Here is a 17,563-nt window from a genome sequence, read left to right on the forward strand (position 1 = left end):
AATCGCATGGCACGGGAGAGTTTGCCCGCTTTAAACGCGTCTTTTTTGGCCTATCTTTGATAGTCCTCTATGTTCTCCCTGCAAAAATAAAGACGTCCCCTGTATCAGGAACGCCTTGTTTTATTCTTCATCAATATCGACTATTTTAGAAACAATGCCCTCTTTGACTCGAACTTCATAAATCCTTTTTTCTTGTTCTAAAGCGAAGATGCCGTTGTTGAAATCTGTGTTTAAATGCTTGAAAAATATCCCTTCATAATCAGTGTCTGCATCTTGGTTAAAACTTAATTCATACGTGCCATCGGGTTGCTGATCAAGGTAAGCAGTTACCCCACGTTCGAAATCCCAATCTTCCGGCTCATCGGCGCGTGATTTTGGAATGACGTGCAGGTCTGCCCCGGGAACGTCTTCAAGGAGAATATCAATGATGGAGCCCCCTACCAAGGTCGTCCAGATATTCTCAGTCCTTTGTCCGATAATAATTTGGGTGGCGTCGACGTCTTTTGCCGTTTTTGTAATGACCTTCGTGATGTTATGTGCATTGCTATTTTTAATGATCAACTCTCCATCATATTTATCTGCAAGTTCCTGAAAAATCGGCATGTCTACGCTTTTATCATTTTTGTAATCCTCTTCCGATAAAGCGTCAAAAACGAGAATGAATAAAGGACAATTCCATTTCTCCGCAATGGAAGCTCCTCTCTTAATTAATCTTTCGCCTTGCTGCCCATAATTAATGCAAACGAGAATTCTTTCTTTATCCATCATTTTTCTCCCTTCAACGGTGATGATAAGCTTCAGCTTATCACATTTTCAACAGCATTTTCCAGGCGAGGTACATACCCTGCCGAAAATACATGAACGGTTCCCTGAATCCCTCAGGGAACCGCTACATAGTAATTACTTATCTCGTCTGCGACGAAGAAGTTCTTCCAGTGCATCCATGATGTCATCACCGGATAGGTCTTTTTCTCGTTCATCACTGGAATGTTCTTCCGTAGAATCAGAAGTAGCAGGCTCATCCGTTTGCTCTACTTCTCGTTCTCTTACATCTTCGCCGGAGCCACTCTCCTGTTTTGGAGGTAAATCTCTGGCGTACACAATGTCCCCTTCAGGTGTTACATACTTCTTATTCATATTGCGAATTTCAGGGTCCACAAAGCTGTAAATCACCGGAATGACAAAGAGCGTTAGGAAGGTACTGCTGATCAACCCGCCAATGACAACGATCGCCATGGGTTGTTGAATTTCCGCGCCTTCACCGATACCGAGTGACAACGGGGCAACCGCTAAGATGGTACTGATGGCCATGATCAATATTGGACGGGCACGGTCTTTCACGGCAGTAATTAAGGCATCATAGGCCCTCATCCCCTGCGCTTTTCTTTGATTGGCATAATCCACGAGCACAATAGCATTGTTAAGGACGATACCGGTAAGGACAAGCATCCCTATTAAGGCTACGATGCTGATCGGCGTTTGCGTAATCGTCAGTGCCAACATAACCCCGATGACAAAGAACGGAACTGTAAACATGATGACAAACGGATACTTGAAGGACTCAAATTGCGCAACCATGACAAGGTATACAAAGATGATCCCGAGCACAAAGGCAAGTACCATACTTTCCATGGCATCATCCAGCATCTCCTGATCCCCGCCGACGACGTATTCAGCATCGTCTTCAAGCTCATAATCGGCTACAACATCATCGACAAGCGTGGATATCTCTCCTAAATTATATCCACTGCCGTAGACGACATCAAATTCAACCGAAGGAATCATATCTGCTCGTTCGATGGTTGCAGGTTCTTCCCCTTCTTCGATGTCAGCCACATCTGAGAGCGGAATATTATCGCCATCTTCGTTTTGGATCGTAATCGATTCAAAATCGTCCACGCTTTCCGTGAGTTCCTCCTCGCCACGGACATTCACTTCATACAAGTCATTCTCATTCGACTGAATGGAGGTTGCCGTTACGCCGGTTGTTACTTCATTTACGCTCTCGGCAATCTGTGCCGGAACAAGCCCTTCATCCCTGGCATCATCCTCATTAATAAGCACTTGGAGTTCCGGGGCTGTCTCTTCCAGGCTGGTATCCACCTGATTGATTGCGGACTCATCTTCCAGCTCCTCCACCAAATCATCCGCCGTTTCTTCCAGACGTTCACTGCTCGGGTCGTTGATCGAGAAGGCGTAGGTGTTCGGATCACCCATCGCTGCCTGCGACATCACGTTAACGTCTACTTCAGCATCTGTATCGATATTCTCAAGGTCACTTTCAACCATTTCCGAGAATTCCGTTGTTGTCATGTCTCGGTCGTTCACCGGGACCAGATTAATCATAATCTCGGCAATATGGCTTTCTTCGCTTAAGCCTTCATCCATGGCACTGGATCCGACTGTGCTCATGTAGTTATCAATTTCGGGGTGATCGTCAATTTCTTCTTCGATGTCTGCAACCGTTTCGTCCGTTTGTTCCAGTTGGGTGCCAAAGTCATGTTCGACTTCCACCATAAATGATCCTTCATCAGCCTCAGGCATAAATTCCAGACCTGCGGTTGTCAACCCATATGCGCCGATGGCAAGCAGGACCAAGGTGATGGTGACGACCACAAAACGACGCCTGAGCGCCCATTTTGCTCCCTTCTCTACTACGTTAATGAGACGGGAGTTTCTTTGACGTTCTTCCTCCACGTTTTCCGATGGCGTGCGTAACACGCGGCTCGCTATCATCGGTACGACAGTGAGCGCCACAATTAATGATGCAAGGATACTAAAAGAAACAGCAAGCGCCAAGGGAGCAAATAAGTCTCCAACCAACCCTGTAATAAATACAACAGGAAGGAAGACGGCGATCGTCGTCAGGGTTGACGCCGTAATGGCTGCCCCCACTTCTTTCGTTCCTTCATATGCGGCCTCTTTCGGAGGTTTACGCATCGAGAGATGCCGATAGATATTTTCGATCACAACAATGGAGTTGTCCAGCAGCATCCCGATACCGAGCGCGAGCCCCCCAAGCGTCAACATGTTTAAGCTCATATCGGCAAAATAAAAGAGGGCAAAAGTGACAATAATTGAAAACGGCATGGAAAGTCCTATGATCAGCGGTGTTTTCAGATTACGCAAGAAAGCAAATAAGACAACCATGGCGAGAGCGCCACCGGCCACTAACATAGCGGCAACGTTATCAACGGCATCTTGGATAAACTCCCCTTCACTATAAAGGGTAGTGACCGTTAAATCTTCATAAGCGTCCTCTTGCAATAACGTTGACAACTCATCATTAAACATCTGTTCCACTTGTGTCGTGTTGGCATCGGACTCTTCCATAACACTGAACTGCATGGCGGCTTCCTGATTTGCCCTGGTAATGGCATCCTCATCTTCTGTCGTAAATGAAATACTGGCAACATCATCAAGTGTAATTTCATCTCCGGTTGCCGGGTCTTGGGAGACGACAAGCTCTTCAAGGTCTTCCTGGTCCGTCAACTCACTCATTACACGCGTGGTTATATTACGATCGTCATCCTCGATAACACCACCGGGAACAGCGATATCATGGCCCTGGATAACGTCAACAACGTCACTTTGCGTCATATTGGCATCATTTAAATCATCTTGATTAAGCTGGACGTCATATAATTCGGTAAGGGAGCCATCTTCTTCGATGTCCGCGACCCCATCAATGCGGGACAACTCCTGATGCAAGTCGAGAGCATCATCCTGAAAATCACCGACTTCATCACCGTTTCCCGAAACGGCGAGCTGCATGGTCGGCAGCATGGAGGGGTCAAACTCGATAAACGACGGTTGTCCGGCATCATCCGGCAGTTCTGCCTGCGTAATGGTTGACACAATATCCGTTTCAACCTCATCAATCGACGTATCTTGGGTAAATTCCAGAATGATGATGGATGATCCTTCCGACGATTGTGATGTCATATCATCCAAACCAGAAGTGGCAGCCAGTTCCCCTTCCAGTTCTTCTGTCACATCACTGAGGACTTCTTCCGGGCCTGCCCCCTCGTAACTGGTCGCCACCGCGGCTACCGGGGCTTCTACATCCGGAAAAAGATTAAGCGGCAATCGTGTCAGCGAAACGATGCCGACAATGATGAACAGGAGCATAATTACTATCGTAAATTTTGGTTTTCCGATCGAAAAATTGGATATTTTCACGTTCACGCCTCCGTATCTGCTTTATTGGTTTTCTCCCTCGACAATCATTCCTTCAAGTTTGCGAATAATGTCTCGAACTTGCCGTAAATCTTCAATCTTTATTTGCGAAAAGTAATTCTGAACAATCATTTCCTCTATTTTTTTATATTCTTGATGAAGCTTTTCCCCATTTTTCCCAAGGGATAGGTTTAATTCCCTGCGATTTTCTTGATTGATCGAACGAACAATAATGTCTTGTTCTTCCAATTTATTTAAGGTTTGACTAACCGCGCTTCGGGAGATGTCAAAATAAGCAGCGATGTCGGACATCGTTACGTTCTCATTGGAAAAAATATACATCAAAATCGACTCTTGCCTTTTTGTCAAACTGATAATATCAAAGGTCGGAAGTTGCTGTTGCTGAATCAAGTCTCGCTCGATTCTTTTCATCATTTCTACGATTTCTTGAAAAATAACTTGATGTTCATGCACCCTACTCTCCTCCATTATTATTTTTATAAAATGTTTAGATATTTAACTTATAAGTATCGAAACAATTAATAACTGTTTGGACTTTACCAGGTTTATGCACGGATATCAATGTTTAAATCATTAAGTTTGTGAAATGTTTATGAAGTTCACTGCCTTTACGTTTGTCATTGAACGTCCTTTGCCCAAGTATATTCCTCCCAAATAAAGGGCAGTATACCCTCATTAATAGTACAAAGTAGATGTGATGCTCGTCTTTTCTAATGCTTCGATTAACAAGAGGATATAACTTATTATTATTTAGCAGGAGGCGGTTTCTGTGGGATATTTCGTTCGAACTAACGACCAAGTAAACCTATTTGTTGAAGACACAGGAGAAGGCAAGCCCATTATCCTCATCCATGGGTGGCCGTTGAACAACAAGATGTTTGAATATCAGGTTACTGCTCTAACAGAGCAAGGGTATCGCTGCATTGTTCCGGATTTGCGAGGCTTTGGACGATCCGGAAAGCCTGCTTCCAGTTACGACTACAGCCATATGGCGGATGATATCGACGCGATTGTACGATTCTCCAATGTTGATGAATTTCATTTAGCCGGTTTTTCGATGGGTGGAGCCATCGCCATTCGTTACGCGACACGATATCGCGAAAGCGGCCTTCAAAATCTTTTCTTATTAGGTGCCGCCGCCCCCTCTTTCACCCAACGGGAGGACTATCCTTACGGCATGACAAAAGAAGACGTTAACGGCTTAATCGAGTCGACCTATGATGACCGGCCGGCGGCCCTTGCCGGTTTTGGCGAGAACATGTTCGCGACCGAGGTAAGCGAACCTTTTAATGAATGGTTCTTCCAATTAGGATTGGAAGCTTCCGGACACGGAACCATCCGCACGGCAGAATCTTTGCGAGACGAGGATTTACGCGCTGAACTAACCGACATTCAGGCCAAAACGTATATTTTACATGGAAAAAAAGATGAGATTTGCCCGTTTACGTTCGCTCAAATCCTTAACGACGAGATTCAAGCATCCGAGCTTATTCCTTTCGAAGAGAGCGGCCACGGTTTATTTTATGATCAACAGGAAGATTTCAATCAAACCTTATTACAATTGCTAAACGCTGATGTTTAACATGTTGATGATCTGGAAAAAGCCTTATGGTCACAATTGCTAAAGATCAACAATATAAAACAAGGATGGGATTGAATATGTCTAACGTTGAGGGAAAAGTTGTTATTCTGACAGGCGCTTCCAGTGGCATTGGGGAGGCAACAGCCAAAGAACTTGCATCCCATGGCGCTAAACTTGTTTTGGGAGCCCGCCGCAAAGAACGGTTGCAAGAGCTCCAAAAGAACCTCGACAAGGAAGGGGCAGCATCTACTTATAAGGTTGTGGATGTTACTTCCCGGGAACAAGTCGAGGCTTTGGCCCAACACGCCATTGACGAATTTGGGCAAATTGACGTCATGATCAATAATGCCGGCTTAATGCCACAGTCGTTGCTAAACAATCAAAAGGTCGACGAATGGGAGCGCATGGTCGATGTAAATATCAAAGGCGTTCTCTACGGGATCAGCTCCGTGCTCCCGCAAATGCGGGAACAAAAAGAAGGGCATATCATTAATATTTCTTCCATCGCCGGCCATGAAGTATTCCCCGGGAGTTCGGTCTATAGCGGCACAAAATTTGCGGTTCGTGCCATTACGGAGGGACTGCGAAAAGAGGAAGCACCGGAGCATAATATTCGGACGACCATCCTTTCCCCCGGGGCCATCGATACGGAATTAACCGATACCATTACCGATACCGATGTAAAACCGGGGGTTGATGAGCTTTATAAGCAGGCAATTCACCCTGACTCCATTGCCCGCTCCATCCGTTTTGCCGTTGAAGAACCTGCCGATGTATCGATCAACGAAATGCTTATTCGCCCAACGTCGCAACAACTTTAAAGAGAGACTAATGGCGAAAAGGAAAGCCGCCGGTATATTTGGCGGCTTTCCTTTCCCTTATTTGCGAATTCCAAACTGTGCATTTATTTGCCCTTTTAACATTTTTTTACGCGTTTGTTCTTTTTCTTTTTTCATTCTCTTTTGCCTAATGTCAAATGTCTGCACACCATCCTCCATTTCATTCGCGATCTCCATTAATAATTCGACATCAGAAAAAGAATACTTGCGATTCCCCCCTTTAGATCTTTCCGGAAAAAGAAGTTTCCGTTCTTCATAATATCGAATCTGCCTTACTGATAGTCCGGTTAATTCACTCATAACACCGATTGAAATGACTTTTTTCTCTTTATAGGACGTTTTTGACTCCACGGTTACATCCACCTCGCAGTATGTTAACTTATTTAACATAAAATAACCACTTTACTTTAAACTAGCAATAGTAACTAATAATTTCAATTGATATGTGAGATTATCTAACAAACAAGCAAAAATGTGGGGGATATAAATATTGACGAAATCATTTGTACGTCAATTGTTTACGGGCTAAGTAAAGCAGGTGGGAGATCAGAATGCTACACATCCTATGGAGACAAACCTTAAATAAACGCCTCCGCGGTCGAACTTCCTTTTCAGAAAAACGGGTATTTGGGCCAAATAAAGCATAACATTAAAAAAATAACGTCAAGGTTCGGAGAAAACGCCCAACCCTAACGTTCTTCAATCGTTGATATGAGTAGCATTGTCGACGAAATATACAAGGGATTTTAGCATTTCGGCGTAAGACTCCAAATCATTCCTCGGATTTCTGTAATCATTATGGATTTCCAGTTGCATCGCTTCTGTTCGGTAATGGTGCCAAGTCTGATGAGTAACGGTCCCCTCTCTGCTTGCCGGATACATCTCGTCTCTATGGACGTTGTGAATACCGTTGGTTTCAAGGATATATTTTAAAAACTCCACTCGTTCTTCGCTAACGGTTTCCCCATGGTCTGTCCCTATTTCCAGATCGAACTCCCGGCTTTTGCTTGCCCCATGCACATCGATAACGAGATCTATATTATAATCCTCGACGATATCTCCGATTTTTTCTTTATAAGGACCGCCAAAAACATAATTAGCGTCCTCGCCCTCGTGCGCATTATAAATCACATGAGCGCCCGTAAATGCCTGGATCAATAAGACCGTGGACCCGGTATAAATTTCAGCATCACGGATTTCTCCCTCGCGTATATGAGTGGTTGTGTGCGGGGCAGAAATTAATACATTGCTATCGGTTGGACCTTCTACAAATTTCGTTTGACTATCTGCATCCATATCGCCGGCATAGTCATTTTGGTTAAAGCGTTCTTCATAGTCGAAAACTTTTCCCTCGAGATCCCCGTTTTCGTATGCTTCTTTTATGTCATTCTTCCCGGAAACTGTAAACGTTTCTTCGTCAAAAGATTCATTGCCACATCCGACCAAGAGACACACCATCCCTAATAAAAATAAATGTTTGATATGCACCCGCCCTTAAAGCTAAAAATCACTATACAGTGTCTCAAGCCTTCCATCGCACCCCTGATCTGCGTTTTTTGCCTTTCCGGGGTGCGTTGAGCTTTCCATCGCACCTCGGATCAGCGGTTTCTGCCTTTCCGGGGTGCGTTGGACCATTTATCGCACCCCTGATCTGCGTTTTTTGCCTTTCCGGGGTGCGTTGTGGAGTTATGTCAATAATACGAGCACAGAAAATTGGTGCCTTTTTAGTCCTCAAGTTTCAAGTTGCTATTTCTGAATCCGCCGCCTTTGACAGCTGCTTCGGTTCGTGGTGTGCATCTGATGGCGGCTGGGAGAAAAAAGCTCATGGGCGCATCAGCCGCATCCGTCAGTGTACCACGAACCGATCGATGCTCCCGATTCGGCGGAGGGGCCCCATCCCCAACCGGTGAATCGGGGCATCGGGCACAGCTGTCAAAGGTAAACTTCACGGCTCCCAGCATAACGATCATATTTGCTATCAGCGTTTTTTCGTTACACCGTCATGTCGCCTCTTTGAGCTTGTCTATACTGCCGGTCGAATTGGTTAGGCGACATATAGCCAATGGTGGAATGGGTACGTTCTTCGTTGTAAAAGCAGGCAATGTACTCCCAAACGCTCATCTTAGCCTCCTCCCGTGTATCGTAGGTTTCATGGGCCAGCAGATCTTTTTCAATGGTAGCGTGAAAAGACTCGATGCACGCATTGTCATAACAATCGCCTTTCCGGCTCATACTTGTGAGCATGCCGTGTTCCTGGAGAATAGCCTGATAGTCATGGGAGGCATATTGGCTCCCCCGGTCTGAGTGGTGGATGAGTCCCTCTTGCGGAGGTTGAAGGCGCATCGCCCGATGTAAGGCAGTTATGGCCAGTTCTTTCGTGAGACGGTGACTGATATTCCAGCCAATGATCTTACGAGAAAATAAGTCCATCACCGATGCCAGGTAAAGCCAGCCTTCCCGGGTCCAGATATAGGTGATATCCGCCACCCAAGCCTCGTTGGGATGATCTGTATGAAAATCCCGTTGAAGCAGGTTGGGATACACCGGGTGATCATGATTGGAATCGGTTGTCTTTTTCCCTTTCTTCATGGCGGTCTTTGGGCGAAGATCATATTCTCGCATATAATTCGACACCGTTTTCTGAGTGACTGTAAAGCCGTGTTTATGCAGTTCCCTCGTTATCCGCGGACTCCCAAACGTTTTCCGGAATTGGATAAAGATTTGCTCGATGGCCTCAACGATGGTTTCTTTTCGCTGTTTTTGCGGGCATTGCGGGCGGTTGCGCCATTCGTAATAGCCGCCTCTGGAAACACCTAAAACCTCGCACATCTTCGCCACACGAAACTCTTGTCGGTGTTCCTCGATGAAGTGGTAGATCACTCCTGGTTTTTGGCGAAGAAGGCCGCTGCCTTTTTTAGAATCGCCACTTCTTCTTCCAATTCCTCAATTCTTTTCACGTCCCGTTGATGTTGCTCTTCCGCTGGCGTGAGATAACCGCTTCCGAAAAGGGAGTCCCCCTTATCCTCACGATAATTTCTCACCCAATTTTCCAGCGTGCTAGCGGAGATTCCATGCTCTCTCGCGACATCTGCTCTTTTTTTACCCTCATGAACGATAAGTTTCACCGCATACCGTTTAAATTCTATATCATGATGTTGCAAAATAGGCACACTCCTTTAGATCCATTTTAACAATGCACCAATTTTGTGTGTCCAACTTTTATTCTACTTCCACAACGCACCCCGAAATGGCAAAAATAGCTGAACTGGGGTGCGAAGAAGGCACTAACGCACCCCGAAATGGCAAAAATCGCTGATCCGGGGTGCGAAGAAGGATCCAACGCACCCCGATAAGGGATAAAACGCAGATCCGAGGTCCATGAACAGTGCGAAACGCCGGAAAGGCGATAGCTCCCTATGGTAGCTTCCCATGCTCCTTAAGCCGCAGGCTTTCTGTCTCTACCGCGGCTTAGCCTCCGCGACAAATTTCCTCGCGTGTGCGGTTAAACCATCCCAATCTTGCTCACCGATCAGCTTTTTATCCAGCAATGAACCTCCTGCTCCGACGGCGACGGCTCCGGCTCGCATATAATCGGCTATATTATCGAGGTCAATACCTCCCGTGGGCATCATCGGAATGTGCCCAAGCGGGCCTTGCAGCGCTTTTATAAAAGCGGGGCCGACAGAATCGGCCGGGAAAACTTTTACGAGATCGGCCCCCCAGTTTTTCGCTTGCAATGCTTCCGTTGGCGTGAAGATGCCAGGGATGACGATCGTGTTGTACCGATTGCTTGCTTCAATGGTCGCGCGGTCAAGCGTCGGGGCGAAAATAAATTGTGCGCCGGCTTGAATGGCCTGGACGGTGGTTTCCTGATCCAATACTGTCCCCGCTCCGACAACCGCACGATCACCCAGCCGTTCGCGAAGCTCGCGGATCGAATCAAATGCATCATCCGAGTCGACGGTGACTTCCAGCCCGGTCACACCCCCGGCCACCAGCGCATTGGCAATGTCCTGAATATGTTCACTAGGCAGCCGGCGCATAACGGCAACGACGCCGGGCTCGAGCAATTGCGGCAATTCTTTTTTCATCTCAGATGCTCCTTTTTTATCGACTTACATCTGTCGTTGTTTTTCCTTTAAAAGCTTCTACTTCCGCTCGCGTCGGCAATCCTTCTATGTCACCCGGGGAACTGACGACGAGCGCGCCGACAGCTGATCCCAACCGTACCGCTTCCTCAAGGGATTCCCCTTCCAGCAATCCGGCAATCACACCTGCGGCAAAGCCATCACCGGCACCGATCGGGTCCACGACCTCATCCACCATGTAGCTGGCAACGCGGCCTTCTTTTTTATAACGGTCAGCGTAATACGAATGGCTGTCTCCACTTTTAATGACGATGTCTTTTACTCCGTCTTTCCATGCCCGCGCTGCAATTTTCTGCTCATCACGCGTGCCGTATAGCCATTCGGCTTCATCAATGCCGGGCAAAAAGAGGTCGGATTTAGCGGCGAGCGCCCGTATCCGTTCTTTTGCATTCTCCTCTCCATACCATTGCATGATTTTAAAACGCAAATTCGGGTCAAAAGAAACCATCAGCCCGTGTTCACGCGCACCATCAATCGCACGGTCCACCGTTTCATCACAACTTTCACTCAGAAATGGCGTGATCCCTGAGATGTGTAAAATATTTCCTGATGAAAATAAACGATCAGGAAGATCATCAGGAGATAATTTGCTCGCCGCTGATCCTGCGCGATAATAATGCACGTGATTTTGATTGGGGCGTCTTTTTTCTTTAAAATACAATCCAGTCGGTGCAGCAGCATCGGTCGTCACAAATGAGGTGTCCACTCCTTCGCCGCGAATCGCGTGCAACAAATATTCCCCGAGTTCGTCATTGCCGACTTTGCTAAACCAAGTGGCTGCATGGCCCAATTTCGTCACGCCAATCGCGAAATTGGATTCTGCACCGCCGTGTCGCTTTTGAAAATAATTTGTATATTTCATTGGCCCTGTCTCGGTCGCTTCCAAAATAACCATTGTTTCTCCGAGCGTAATGACTTCCGTATCCATTGTTCCCTCCTGTTTATGTAAAGATATCTTTACTATCATATTATCATAAACCGCTGCCAAATTGTTCGCAAGACTGTCGAATTACGCTATGTGCGAATCGTGAACATTCGCTCTCACTATGATAGGGTCTTTAACAGAGAGGAGAGATTGAAATGAATCGATATACAAAACGTTTGATGGTATGCGCTGCCATCTTCGGATTGATCGGGGTAGGCCTAGGCGGACATATGGCAGGCGCCGGGTCGCCGGCGTTACGACCCGTGCATGCCCACGCCCTTGTGGTCGGGTGGTTATCGCTTTTCAGTTGGGGCATTTATTACCAACTTTTCTCCGTGTCAAGGCGGTTAGCGAGTGCCCAGACATGGACAGCGATCATTGGTACGACCTTTTTGGTGATTGGCATGTGGATTCACCTCGCGGGTGCGCTGGAAGCCTTGCCTTATGCCGTAACGTTGATTATTTATATTGGTGGGGGAACGGTATTGATCGCTAGTTACGTCTTATTTTTCTTTATCGTTCTTAAGCAAAAGGTGACCGATTAATCGTTTATTTGCGCCAAGGCATAGTTGGCAATGGCTGTGTCTTGGACCCCTGTGCCGGTTAAGTCCGCCACGGTCACTTGTTGATCCTTCGTGCGACCAGGTGCCTCGCCGCTTAAGATTTTTCCGATCTCTGTTACATCTTCTTCCTTCATAATGTTTTTCGCGTGTTGCAGTTCCCCGATTGAAAAAACTTGTGACGTGACATCACCGATAACCACATCTGCTTTGGAAAAAATACCCGGATCCAACTCTTGTTTCTTTTCAGCGTCTGAGCCCATGGCGGTAATATGCAATCCATCGTGAAGCCACTCTGCTTTAATGAGCGGTTCCTCTGCGGGAGTTGTCGTGACAACGAGATCGTTCCCGCGCACGACTTCTTCTGCACTTTCTGCCAATCGAACCGTAAGGTCGTATTTTTCTTCCATCTCCTGCTGGTATTTTTTTACGTTTTCGGCTGTCCTTCCATATACATGCACTTCGTGAAAAGCACGAACGAGTTGGAGCGCCTCGACTTGCAACCGTGCCTGCAATCCCGTGCCGATTACACCAACGCTTGAAATATCTTTTACGGCAAGTTGGTCTGCGGCAATCGCCCCGGCTAAAGCTGTGCGTACATCGGTCAGGTAGCCGTTATCCTGAAGCAATGCCCGTGGGGTGCCCGTTTCCGAATCCATCGCGAGCATTAGACCGCCGAGACTGGGCAAACCCTTTTTCGGATTGTCAAAAAAACCGGCGGACACTTTGATCGCAAAGGTATCAAAGCCAGGGATGTAGGCCGTTTTGATATCGGCTTCTCCGTTGTGTTCAGGAATGTTGACGTGGATGACTGGCGGTTGCGATACCCCTCCTTTGTGAAGACGGCGAAACGCGTTTTCGATTTGGGTTAACGCTTCTTTGGAGAGAGACACATGTTGGCGGATTGTTTCTTCTTGATAGATGTCCATAACCCATCACACTCCTTTTTTAATTCTTTTTCCTTTTTTAGGGTTCATTAATCTGCATTTTGTGGGAAAAGACAGATAGATATTAAATATATGAGCAAAGGAGAGGATCCATGATGCGTTCGATTTGGAAGGCTCGAAAACGATTGCGCGAACATTTAGATAAAACTCCGCTCATCCCGAGTCCCATACTCTCGGAGAAAAGCGGGGTTCCGGTTTATTTGAAGCTGGAAACGATGCAGCCAAGCCGTTCATTTAAACTCAGGGGCGCGTTTAATTTTTTATCTGCTTTAAAAGAAGAAGAAAAACGTCGGGGCGTAAGCGCGTTTTCCACAGGTAATCATGGGCTCGCGGTGGCGCATGCGGCGAATCAGATGAATATGAGTGCGAGGATTTTCGTATCGGAATCGGTTACGGAAGCAAAAAAAGAAGCATTACGGGACAGTGGCGCGGAATTGGTCGTTACCGGCAAAAGCCAGGATGAAGCGGGAGAGGCATGTCAAAAGCAAAGCCGTGAGGAAGGCTTAACAATTGTTCCGCCGTTCGATCATCCGGAAATCATCGCCGGGCAAGGGACGATCGCACTCGAGTTGTTGGAGGATCTCCCTGAGGTGGGGACAGTCGTTGCAGGATTATCGGGAGGAGGACTCTTGGCAGGGATCGGCGAGGCTATAAAACATACCGACCCGGCCATCAATGTCACGGGCATCAGCGTGGAGAAAGGCGCGGCTATGGATGAAAGCATCGCGGCAGGGAAACCGATCGAGATTCCCGAACATCCCACCTATGCCGACAGCCTGCTCGGAGGCATCGGACTCGATAACCAATACACGTATCCCGCGATCCAAAAATATGTAGACACGCGCAAGCGGCTGGCGGAACCAGATATCGCGAAAGGCATGGCTTTTCTGTTCGAGCACCATCATCTCGTCGCCGAAGGCGCGGCAGCTGTTGGCGTAGGCGCACTATTGAATGGCACCATTCAACCGAAAGGACCGGCGGTGGTTGTTGTAACCGGCGCGGGAATTGATGTGAAGAGCCACCAAGAGATTGTAGGGCATTATTTAGGAAGCACGTAGGTTTAGACTGGTCTTTTTAGTCATCGGCATTTTCATCGCACCCTTGATCTTCGTTTTCAGCTATTTCGGGGTGCGTTGCACCTTTCAACGCACCCCGGATCTGCGATCTTGGCCGTCTTGAGGTGCATTGGGCGCTTCAACGCACCCCGAATCGACATTTTTAACCGTTTTGAGGTTCATTAGGATCACCCTGAGGAACTTTGCCGTGGTGGAAGCGCGGTTATAAACCCATTGGGGGAGTATATCGAAGGCCCTTTATATCATGAAGATTTAAACCAAATTCAAGAGGCACGTTTTGATTTTGATGTCACGAGCCATTACGCGCGGCCCGATGTCTTTCCATTGTCTTTCCATTGACTGTGAATGAACAATCAAATAAATAAGGGTAAACATGGATGGGAGCCTGTATGGGGGCTCCCGTCTTTCTATTTTTTTATTGGGACAACCTTCATGTATGTTCCTGTTCTCCACAACCACTCAAAAGGCCCATATCGGTACTTTTTTAACCAGAAATGACTATATACCATTTGAATCATAAAGAAAAGGATCCCTGTAACGAGGGCAAAAACATAGCTTGGTTCCGTCCAAAACCCGGTTCCGTCAAAGATTGTTCTCCCGCTAAGGGTAAACAAACTAACGAACACCAGCGATTGCAAGAGATAATTGGTAAAGGTCATCTTACCGATGGCAGCAAATGGCAAGAGCACGGCCTTCGCTCTGCTTGTCCCCCACAAAATAATGGCAAGCACTATTCCCATTGTTGTCATAAACGCATAAAAACCATCCAGGTTATTTAAGAAAAACGAATCCAATTCATAATGAAGTCCCGTTTTCCCTGCCAGGCCAACAGAAAGAAAAATAAACGTCAGCAGCCCCGTTATTTTTCTTTGTTCCGGCACGAGTGAAAATATTCCTATTCGATACGCGTACATTCCAAACAGAAAAAAACCCATGTGATTGATCATATCGGTAAATTCAATCATAAGGTAGTCCCATCCTTTTGGGTTTTCCCCGGAACCTAACAACCCTTTCAGCCAATTATCGAGATCATAACTGAAAAAATCTGTTCCTATCGTAAATCCAAGCCAAAAAAGCAATGCTGTCACAAGTAAGCTTTTTCGTGAAAGCTTTAAAAAAAACAGCAGTACAAAGCCGGCGCTGGCATACATGAGCAAGATGTCGCCTGTCCAAATGAAAAAACCGTGCACGGCTCCTATAAAAAATAGAATCAGCATTCGTCGAAACAACGTAGGATATGGGTTGATATTTTTTTCTTTTAATCGGTTATAAATAAGGATAAGACTAATGCCGAACATAAAGGCAAACAATGGTCTCGCTGTATCTGCAAATATGATGTCTACCAAATCCCGAAGCGATTCATTTATCGAAGGCCTTTCCATCGTCATTACCTCAGCAAGCCCGGGGATATTCACTAAAAAAATGACCAGTAACGCGATTCCTCGCATTTGATCCAAAATTTCTATTCTCGAAGCTTGATCTTCCTTTTTTGCTGATGTCATAGGATGAACCTTCTTTCCCGAGAAGCTTCGGCTATTTTAATGATAATACCTCATTATTATTGCATCTATAGGAGAATTTTGTAAAAATCAAATGACACAGTTGCGAAAGGAGAAAGCATATGATCTCTAGGCACATGAACGTTACTGCAATAGCTTTCGCTGCACTGATATTTTTTATCATAGGCGGATGCACGCCGGAGGAAGAAACTGAAGATGAGAGTGACCCTCCGGAGGAGGAAGCCGCTGATGATGAGGAAGCAGACCCTGAGCAAGAAGAATCCGATGAATCATATGATTACGGTGTAAGCGCGGGACATCCGGATGCCGTTGATGCCGGTATGGAAGTACTGGAAGAAGGTGGAAGTGCTGCTGATGCTGCCGTTGCCGCGGCTTATGCTATCTCGGTGGTTGAGCCATTCGCTTCCGGCATCGGCGGCGGAGGTGTGGCGCTGATTCAAGAGCAAGGGGAAGCCCCCGAAGCTTATGATTACCGTGAGGTGGTGCCGGAAGACGGGATTCCGGCTTCTGACATAGGTGTTCCCGGATTTGTGGCCGGAATGACGGATATACATGCGGACTACGGAGACAGTGACTGGCAAGAACTGATTGATCCTGCCATTGACCTGGCTGAAAGTGCCGAGGTTTCAGATTTGCTTGCCGAGCAGATCCAGTCCTCCGAAGAGAGATTGCCTGTAGAGCAGCTTGACCAACTTTACCCGGATGGAGCACCTTTGGGACCAGGAGACGAGTTGGAGCAGGCAGAACTGGCCGATACATTGCGAGAGATCCGTGACGATGGCGGCGAAGCCTTCTATGAGGGGGATATCGCTGAAGCGTTGGATTCTGAAATCGAAGGACTAGATATGGACTCCCTTGCAAATTATGAAGTGGGGCGTCATGAGCCGGCTACCGGAGAGTTTGCAGGCTACGAAGTGATCGGTGCTCCTCCCCCGCTTCCCGGTGCCAATGTCATTCAGGCATTGCAAATTCTTGAAGAAAGGGGAATAGCGGAAGAGGAGAGACACAGCACGGCATTCATTCATAATACTGCCATGGCTTGGAGGCTGTCCCAGCAGTTTTTTGAAACGGATGTCGGTGACCCTGATTTTATTGATGTTCCGGTGGAGGAGTTGACGGATTCTGAAAGCAATGCCGGCTTGGCTGAGGAAATACCCGACGACAGCCTATTGTCCGTTGATCCAGAACAGCCTTACGGTGGTATGGATCCCAACACGACACATATTACGGTCGTTGATGAAGAGGGAACCGTCGTGTCCATGACGAACACGATTACGAATTTCTGGGGTTCAGGCGAATACGCGGAAGGCTTCTTTCTCAACGATCAAATGGCGAGATTTGATATTGGCCGAGACGGTAATAATGAACCGGAACCCGGAAGGCGATCCGTGACATGGTCCTCTCCAATGATCATCGCTGATGAAGAGGGACCGGTCATGGGTATCGGGAGCCCAGGCGGGGAACGGATTCCAATCATGCTGACTCAAGTGATTACAGATTGGGCCGGGAACGGCGCTGACCTAGAGGGAGCAGTGGAAGCTCCCCGGTTTCATATCGAAGAAAATGCCCTCATCATGGAAGAATTTCCTGCAACCGAACAACAAGATGACCTGACAGACATCGGTTACAGTGAATTACGTGAGCCTCCAACCGATCTCTATTTTGGGTCGATCCAAGCTTTGGCAATTGACCGCGAATCGAGTGCCTTGTCAGGAGCAACCGACGATCGGCGAGAAGGCGATTGGAGTTCGGATACAAAGGATTAA

14 protein-coding genes and 1 pseudogene are annotated in these 17,563 nt (G+C 47.0%); 5 read left to right on the top strand and 10 right to left on the bottom strand.

Annotated elements, in window-relative coordinates; genetic code table 11:
* Positions 1 to 120 precede the first annotated feature (120 nt).
* The 3 genes from EPH95_RS09760 to EPH95_RS09770 all read right to left on the bottom strand — a co-directional run bounded on the left by EPH95_RS09760 (position 121) and on the right by EPH95_RS09770 (position 4,653).
* Positions 121 to 768: an adenine nucleotide alpha hydrolase family protein gene (locus EPH95_RS09760; protein WP_142089525.1), complete on the bottom strand. Its 648-nt coding sequence runs from the start codon at positions 766 to 768 to the stop codon at positions 121 to 123.
* 132 nt (positions 769 to 900) lie between these two features.
* Positions 901 to 4,182 (bottom strand): efflux RND transporter permease subunit, encoded by a 3,282-nt coding sequence (locus tag EPH95_RS09765; RefSeq protein ID WP_142089527.1) that lies wholly within the window; start codon positions 4,180 to 4,182, stop codon positions 901 to 903.
* Between the two features lie 21 nt (positions 4,183 to 4,203).
* Positions 4,204 to 4,653: a MarR family winged helix-turn-helix transcriptional regulator gene (locus tag EPH95_RS09770; RefSeq protein ID WP_160141714.1), complete on the bottom strand. Its 450-nt coding sequence runs from the start codon at positions 4,651 to 4,653 to the stop codon at positions 4,204 to 4,206.
* Positions 4,654 to 4,969: 316 nt separating this feature from the next.
* On the opposite strand from EPH95_RS09770, the gene EPH95_RS09775 reads away from it, so the two are divergent.
* On the top strand, positions 4,970 to 5,782 hold the full coding sequence (locus tag EPH95_RS09775) for an alpha/beta fold hydrolase (RefSeq protein ID WP_142089531.1): 813 nt from the start codon (positions 4,970 to 4,972) through the stop codon (positions 5,780 to 5,782).
* 77 nt (positions 5,783 to 5,859) lie between these two features.
* Positions 5,860 to 6,603, top strand: a complete 744-nt coding sequence (locus EPH95_RS09780; RefSeq protein ID WP_142089533.1) for an SDR family oxidoreductase — start codon at positions 5,860 to 5,862, stop codon at positions 6,601 to 6,603.
* Between the two features lie 57 nt (positions 6,604 to 6,660).
* Here the strand turns inward: EPH95_RS09780 and EPH95_RS09785 are convergent, their stop codons facing one another.
* From EPH95_RS09785 to EPH95_RS09810, 5 genes and pseudogenes are all read right to left on the bottom strand, one after another.
* Complete coding sequence (locus EPH95_RS09785; protein WP_142089536.1) at positions 6,661 to 6,972, bottom strand: MerR family transcriptional regulator; 312 nt, start codon at positions 6,970 to 6,972, stop codon at positions 6,661 to 6,663.
* A 348-nt stretch (positions 6,973 to 7,320) separates the two neighbouring features.
* Positions 7,321 to 8,067 (bottom strand): hypothetical protein, encoded by a 747-nt coding sequence (locus tag EPH95_RS09790; protein WP_142089537.1) that lies wholly within the window; start codon positions 8,065 to 8,067, stop codon positions 7,321 to 7,323.
* A 546-nt stretch (positions 8,068 to 8,613) separates the two neighbouring features.
* Positions 8,614 to 9,785: pseudogene (locus EPH95_RS09795) on the bottom strand (IS3 family transposase).
* Positions 9,786 to 10,079: 294 nt separating this feature from the next.
* Positions 10,080 to 10,712, bottom strand: coding sequence for a bifunctional 4-hydroxy-2-oxoglutarate aldolase/2-dehydro-3-deoxy-phosphogluconate aldolase (locus EPH95_RS09805; protein ID WP_142089541.1), 633 nt, complete (start codon positions 10,710 to 10,712; stop codon positions 10,080 to 10,082).
* Positions 10,713 to 10,728: 16 nt separating this feature from the next.
* A complete protein-coding gene (locus tag EPH95_RS09810) occupies positions 10,729 to 11,697 on the bottom strand; it encodes a sugar kinase (RefSeq protein WP_142089543.1) in 969 nt (322 codons plus the stop codon).
* A gap of 152 nt (positions 11,698 to 11,849) precedes the next feature.
* On the opposite strand from EPH95_RS09810, the gene EPH95_RS09815 reads away from it, so the two are divergent.
* Positions 11,850 to 12,239, top strand: coding sequence for a hypothetical protein (locus tag EPH95_RS09815; RefSeq protein ID WP_142089545.1), 390 nt, complete (start codon positions 11,850 to 11,852; stop codon positions 12,237 to 12,239).
* Here EPH95_RS09815 and EPH95_RS09820 read toward each other — a convergent pair.
* Positions 12,236 to 13,183 carry a cyclodeaminase gene (locus tag EPH95_RS09820; RefSeq protein ID WP_142089547.1) on the bottom strand — a complete coding sequence of 316 codons (948 nt, stop codon included), beginning with the start codon at positions 13,181 to 13,183 and terminating at the stop codon, positions 12,236 to 12,238. The two genes, EPH95_RS09815 and EPH95_RS09820, sit on opposite strands and share 4 nt — an antisense overlap.
* Before the next feature lie 110 nt (positions 13,184 to 13,293).
* Between EPH95_RS09820 and eutB the strand changes: the two genes are divergently transcribed.
* On the top strand, positions 13,294 to 14,259 hold the full coding sequence (gene eutB / locus EPH95_RS09825) for a hydroxyectoine utilization dehydratase EutB (protein WP_142089549.1): 966 nt from the start codon (positions 13,294 to 13,296) through the stop codon (positions 14,257 to 14,259).
* 425 nt (positions 14,260 to 14,684) lie between these two features.
* On the opposite strand, the gene EPH95_RS09830 is transcribed toward eutB, so the two are convergent.
* Positions 14,685 to 15,779, bottom strand: coding sequence for a DUF418 domain-containing protein (locus EPH95_RS09830; RefSeq protein WP_142089551.1), 1,095 nt, complete (start codon positions 15,777 to 15,779; stop codon positions 14,685 to 14,687).
* A gap of 119 nt (positions 15,780 to 15,898) precedes the next feature.
* On the opposite strand from EPH95_RS09830, the gene EPH95_RS09835 reads away from it, so the two are divergent.
* Positions 15,899 to 17,563 carry a gamma-glutamyltransferase family protein gene (locus tag EPH95_RS09835; RefSeq protein ID WP_142089553.1) on the top strand — a complete coding sequence of 555 codons (1,665 nt, stop codon included), beginning with the start codon at positions 15,899 to 15,901 and terminating at the stop codon, positions 17,561 to 17,563.

The sequence above is a fragment of the Salicibibacter halophilus genome (assembly GCF_006740705.1).
Classification (GTDB): domain Bacteria; phylum Bacillota; class Bacilli; order Bacillales; family Marinococcaceae; genus Salicibibacter; species Salicibibacter halophilus.

What these genes read in the sequence shown, in the direction of transcription:
- EPH95_RS09780 (WP_142089533.1), top strand. Translation starts at nt 5,860, where the DNA reads ATGTCTAACGTTGAGGGAAAAGTTGTTATTCTGACAGGCGCTTCCAGT.
- EPH95_RS09830 (WP_142089551.1), bottom strand. Translation starts at nt 15,779, where the DNA reads ATGACATCAGCAAAAAAGGAAGATCAAGCTTCGAGAATAGAAATTTTG.
- EPH95_RS09810 (WP_142089543.1), bottom strand. Translation starts at nt 11,697, where the DNA reads ATGGATACGGAAGTCATTACGCTCGGAGAAACAATGGTTATTTTGGAA.
- EPH95_RS09835 (WP_142089553.1), top strand. Translation starts at nt 15,899, where the DNA reads ATGATCTCTAGGCACATGAACGTTACTGCAATAGCTTTCGCTGCACTG.
- EPH95_RS09760 (WP_142089525.1), bottom strand. Translation starts at nt 768, where the DNA reads ATGATGGATAAAGAAAGAATTCTCGTTTGCATTAATTATGGGCAGCAA.
- EPH95_RS09820 (WP_142089547.1), bottom strand. Translation starts at nt 13,183, where the DNA reads ATGGACATCTATCAAGAAGAAACAATCCGCCAACATGTGTCTCTCTCC.
- EPH95_RS09805 (WP_142089541.1), bottom strand. Translation starts at nt 10,712, where the DNA reads ATGAAAAAAGAATTGCCGCAATTGCTCGAGCCCGGCGTCGTTGCCGTT.
- eutB (WP_142089549.1), top strand. Translation starts at nt 13,294, where the DNA reads ATGATGCGTTCGATTTGGAAGGCTCGAAAACGATTGCGCGAACATTTA.
- EPH95_RS09815 (WP_142089545.1), top strand. Translation starts at nt 11,850, where the DNA reads ATGAATCGATATACAAAACGTTTGATGGTATGCGCTGCCATCTTCGGA.